The organism is Pseudoalteromonas sp. SG43-1, from assembly GCF_014164415.1.
In the GTDB taxonomy this organism is placed as follows: domain Bacteria; phylum Pseudomonadota; class Gammaproteobacteria; order Enterobacterales; family Alteromonadaceae; genus Pseudoalteromonas; species Pseudoalteromonas distincta.
In genome coordinates this window covers 1-3474 of the sequence record NZ_JACJFD010000055.1, presented here as the reverse complement: position 1 = coordinate 3474, position 3474 = coordinate 1, and the positions used below count along the sequence as shown (strand labels likewise).

Here is a 3474-nt window from a genome sequence, read left to right as displayed (position 1 = left end):
GTGAGAATAGAAAGTCAGGGCTTTATCTACGGAGCAGTATTAAATACTAGACGCGAAGGCAAGCTCACTGACTTCGATGTGATAAATGATAGCTAATCATTTATCAATGAGAGATACAAGACGCGGAGCTTGCTCGCGTGACGGGCAAAGCCCGTAAAGTAATTTATTCACAAAGAGTTTATGAGGCGCTGCGCTTTTAGAGGAAGTAATAGATCTAAAAAATTATTGTTTTTATGTCTTCTCATTTACTCCTCATTCGCTTCTCTTTGTGAAATAGATTTTGCTTTGTTTTAAGTGGTACAGATATTAATAAACAAAAACGCGACGCTTTATTGCTAAAGCGTCGCGTTTTTAATGCGTTATACAAACAAAATTACATGCTTTGAGCGTAGTTATATAGCGCCTTTAAAATAGTAAGATTTTTTTCGCTGTCGTCATGTTCATGCGCTAGGTTTTCAAGGGTGATCATAAAATCTTGCGCATTAATCGACGGTTGATCTTCTCCGTGCATTAACTTGTTTTGGCAATACTGGCGCCATTGGTCAAGCTCTTGCTGGTTTAGCGTTTCAGGCCAGTTACGGGCGCGGTATCTAAACAACAACGTATTAAACTTTTTATCTTCAAAGTCTAACTTCAACCCAGCTAACTCATCTGGTTTTGCATCACGAATAATCGCAAATTTAGCTTTATCAGCATGGCTTGTAAACCCATCGTAAAGTAAGTAGTCAACGTTAGTAGTTGCGCTGTAATCGCCTTGCTCGTTAAACACTTCCGTTACTTTATCGCGAAGGTCGGTATTGGCTTTTAAAGTAGCTAAGTTAGCTAAGCACTGCTCGCGGTCAATCCCCAAACGCGCGGCGTTTTCAGGCAATAATGTTTTAGCTGGGGCTAAAATAGGGCACTTGTTTAAATGCACTAGTTTTAAGCCAACAGGTAAATCGTCCTCGGCTAAATCTACACGTTTGGTGTATAAGCGTTTGCGTAACTCTTCTACGTTTAAATCAATGAGTACTTGCGGGTTTTGGGTTAAATCAAAACAAATAACCGCGTTTTTATTTACCGGATGAAAGCTCATTGGTGCAACCCAGCTTGTACAGCCTTGTGTTGCAGGTATGCGCGACGAGGTATGCACCAGCGGCGTCATGTTAAATACATCAACTAATTCAGCAAGGGCTTTTTTATTACGCAAACCAAAAAAGAAGTTATACAGCTTTGGCTGTTTTTCTTTTATTAGCTTAGCCAATGCAATAGTGGCGGTTACGTCGCTTAGCGCATCGTGCGCTGCGGCGTGTTCAATACCATTGGCTACCGTTAAATGTTCTAGCTTAAAGCTTGGGCTGCCGTCTTCTTTTAACGGCCATTCAATGCCTTCAGGGCGCAGTGCGTAACAAGCGCGTACTAAATCAATAATATCCCAGCGGCTATTGTTATTTTTGTATTCACGCTCGTATGGGTCGTAAAAGTTACGGTAAAAGCTATAACGGCTTACTTCGTCATCAAACCGAATACTGTTATAACCAGCAACACAGGTGTTTGGCACGCTAAATTCGGCATGAATTTTTGCTATAAACTCAGCCTCAACCAAGCCTTTTTTCATCGCCACTTGTGGCGTAATACCCGTAATTAAACATGCCTCAGGGTGAGGCAAGTAATCCGCTTGCGGCTTACAATATTCAATAAGCGGCTCGCCAATTATATTTAAATCAAGATCGGTACGAATACCCGCAAATTGGCTCGGCTTATCCTTTTGAGGGCTCGCCCCCCAAGTCTCGTAGTCGTGCCAATAGATTGTTGCTTGATTTTGCTCTTGATATGCCATGCTGAAAACCCTGAGTAGTTAACTTTAAAGCGCCTAAATACGCGCCAAGTTACTAAAATTATGAATTATTTAGATTATGGCATATGGGCGAGGGAGTTTATAGGTTTGGGTGATAAATGAGGTTACGTATATTCTTAGTCGAAAGTAATTTTTTTTTACAATTTTAATCTGAGGTAAGATATGAAGTAAGAATATTCAAAAAGATACTTAAGGAAGATTGCATCTTTTGAGGTTTAGAGCATGGTGAAAGTTGCGTGATCAAATATTTGTTTCAAGTAATGGTGAAGTTTAATTAAATTATGACTTATAAAACAACAATACAAATCCTTTTCTTACTTTTATTATCTAATAATGCATTAGCTAAATTGACTGTCGTCAAAGTAAATGGCTTTGACGTTGAATACGAGCTAGGTGGTAAAGGTAAACATACTATTTTACTCGAAGCGGGCGGTTCTGCTGGTTTAAGTGATTGGGACCCGGTTTTTGAATCACTTACCAAGCACGCTAAAGTTATACGGTATTCTCGTATTGGTAATGGCGGCTCTGCACAAATAAAGAAAAACTTTAGTTCAGAAGAATATGCAGCGGAGGCTGTGTTATTACTCAAAACACTGGAAATAAAAGAGCCTGTTGTGTATGTTGCGCATTCTTATGGTGCTTATATTGCACGTGTTTTTGCTGCAACATACCCTAATCAGATTAAAGCGTTGATGTTGATTGAGCCTGCATCAGAGCACGATGTAGATATTATGCGCGCGATTGATTTGCCACGCGCTGAAAAAGAAATTGCAGCAATAAAGCTCGACGATATAAAAAATGGAATGTCGAATCAGTATTTAGATTTTTGGGCAAAACGTCCACTGCCTGATTATCCACAAATTGCTGATATACCCGTGACAGTAATTGCCTCAGTTAAAAAGTACAAAAAGCCATCTGTATTATTTTTTACTGACAAAGCGCGTGAAATGTGGGGCGACTTACACTCAAAATGGGCTAATGCATTTCCTCAAGGTGAAATAGTAATAACAAATAAGAGCTATCACTATCCGCAAAATGATGAGCCAGAAATGGTTGTAGCCCAAGTAGTTAAGTTACTTGAGCGTACTCAATAAGGTGTTGGTTTGTTTGCTGATTGTATAAATATCAATTTTCATAAATTAGTAGTTTGGCATTAGACTAAAGTCTATAGGTTAGATTTATTCACTTATTAGGTTTGTTTTAATCGTTTGTCGGTTTTGTGTTAATTCTCTAAAGTTCAGTTGTCGGCAACAAGCACGGCTTAACTAATACCAATTTTATTAAAACATGATCATTTTAGCGAATTAAATAACTCACTAACTGCGTTAAAAATTACTTATATAGAACGACTATATTTCATAATTTTTGCCTTGTTATTAAGCTATTTTCTTGACGCTAAAAAAGCTCACTAATTTAAACAATTGGCATAACAGGACTACGACCATGAAAAAACTTATCAAAACTATCGCTCTTAGCTCACTACTTACATGTTCAGCTGCTGCAATGGCTGAGCAAAGTGATTACAAATTAATGGTTATTGAAACTGCAACAGCGCCACAGCCACTTGAGCAATCATTTAATAGCTGCGCACTGAATGTTAAGTCAAAAAATTACGCTGAGGCTGAAGCAATTTGTAC

General features: G+C 38.5%; 2 protein-coding genes and 1 pseudogene. 2 read left to right on the top strand and 1 reads right to left on the bottom strand.

Annotated elements, in window-relative coordinates:
* Window positions 1–373 precede the first annotated feature (373 nt).
* Window positions 374–1819 carry an exodeoxyribonuclease I gene (gene sbcB, locus H5159_RS20615; protein ID WP_182780958.1) on the bottom strand — a complete coding sequence of 482 codons (1446 nt, stop codon included), beginning with the start codon at window positions 1817–1819 and terminating at the stop codon, window positions 374–376.
* 299 nt (window positions 1820–2118) lie between these two features.
* Between sbcB and H5159_RS20610 the strand changes: the two genes are divergently transcribed.
* Complete coding sequence (locus H5159_RS20610; RefSeq protein WP_182780957.1) at window positions 2119–2931, top strand: alpha/beta fold hydrolase; 813 nt, start codon at window positions 2119–2121, stop codon at window positions 2929–2931.
* A 349-nt stretch (window positions 2932–3280) separates the two neighbouring features.
* A pseudogene (locus H5159_RS20605) lies at window positions 3281–3474 on the top strand (hypothetical protein); the annotation flags it as partial.